Genomic DNA, 1,268 nt, shown 5'->3' with positions numbered 1-1,268 from the left:
GTCCTTCACCACGTAGCACTCCGTCCAATCGAGGGACTCGTGGTTCTGGACCTCCACCCCCGGGTCCAGAACCACGAGTCCCTCGATTGGACGGAGTGCTACGTGGTGAAGGACATCCGCAAAGCGGCGTGGTTGGGGGTCGTGAAGGCCGGGGAGCGGAAGACGGCCAGCCGCTTCCGCCACAACCCGAACTTCGACGTGGGCTCCGGCTACCTGGGCGTGCTCTGCAAGGAAGGCGAGCTGCGAGTGAAGCTGCGCTGAGGCGCTCCGCGTCGTGACGGACGCGGAGGGCTCACGGCTCCAGCCGCGCGCCGGCGACGGGGCAGTCGGCGACGAGCGTCTTCGCCTTGGCGTCTCCACTCCGGGCGTTGCGCGCCGCGCGGTCCAGGGACGTGCGGCACTGCCACGTCATCTCGCGCGTGCCATGGCAGCAGTGCCAGCCCGTCAGCGTGCGGCCCAGGTACTGGAGCATCTCCGCCTGGGTGGGGGTGACGAGCAGCCACACCGCGCCCGCCAGCACCGCCAGCCAGGGCAGTTGGAGCGCCACGCCCTTGAGGCGGGGGCCCGCGCCGGGAGCGACGGGCTCCGCGTGGAGGCCGAGCAGCGTGTCCAGGGGACGGCGCATCAGCACGGCGTTCAGCAGCAGGTCCAGCGGCGTGGTGAAGGCGCGGGCCAGGCCGCGGAGCAGCCCGGGCGTGCGCGCCGCGTGCACCAGCTTCACTCCGGCCACCTGTCGCCAGAAGGTCCGGCCCGTCACCCCGCCCACCGCGGACGCGGTGAGCCACGCCAGGGCCATGGCCAGGGGCATCGATAGCGGGGTGCGGTCCTGCTCCAACGCGCGCAACGCGCCCCAGCCCACGAGGACGGACGTCCCCAGGTCCAGCACATCCGCCACCCACAGGTGCCACTGGTACCGCGCCTGCGTGGTCACCTGATCCGTCGCAAACAACGACCCGTTGCTCATCCACCCTCTTTTCGGCGCGCGGAGCATAGACCGGACAGGAGGACGTGCGCCTCATGGCTCCACCGGGTTCGACCGGGGGACACCCGGGGTGTCGCATTCCCGCAGTGGCGCGGTGGGGGCGTGGCTCTCATCTTCACCCCTGCGCGACGCGTCGGAGGCCTCCGCCACCACCGGGGCCTCCTCGCCGGGCGCGCAATGGCCAAGGCCATGACGGAGCCGGGGGTGCGGTTCCCGGCTCCGCAGGTGGTGGCGGACGCGGCGGCAGCGGCGGGGGGAAGTCGGTGGGGCTGTACAGGGGGAGGAG

General features: G+C 72.2%; 2 protein-coding genes. One reads left to right on the top strand and one right to left on the bottom strand.

The window, feature by feature from the left end; all coding sequences use genetic code 11:
- Positions 1-261, top strand: a 261-nt coding sequence (locus HV824_RS35800; RefSeq protein ID WP_255208625.1) for a hypothetical protein, incomplete at its 5' end; no start/stop codon positions are given.
- A gap of 31 nt (positions 262-292) precedes the next feature.
- Here the strand turns inward: HV824_RS35800 and HV824_RS35795 are convergent.
- Positions 293-964, bottom strand: a complete 672-nt coding sequence (locus HV824_RS35795) for a hypothetical protein (RefSeq protein WP_255208624.1) — start codon at positions 962-964, stop codon at positions 293-295.
- Positions 965-1,268: the final 304 nt, after the last annotated feature.

The sequence above is a fragment of the Myxococcus sp. AM009 genome, from assembly GCF_013372605.1.
GTDB classification, from domain to species: Bacteria; Myxococcota; Myxococcia; order Myxococcales; family Myxococcaceae; genus Myxococcus; species Myxococcus vastator.
Note: the sequence above shows the minus strand (reverse complement) of the source record. Positions and strands in the feature narration are given on the sequence as shown.

Coding starts and splice junctions, on each gene's coding strand:
- HV824_RS35795 (WP_255208624.1), bottom strand. CDS start 964: ATGAGCAACGGGTCGTTGTTTGCGACGGATCAGGTGACCACGCAGGCG.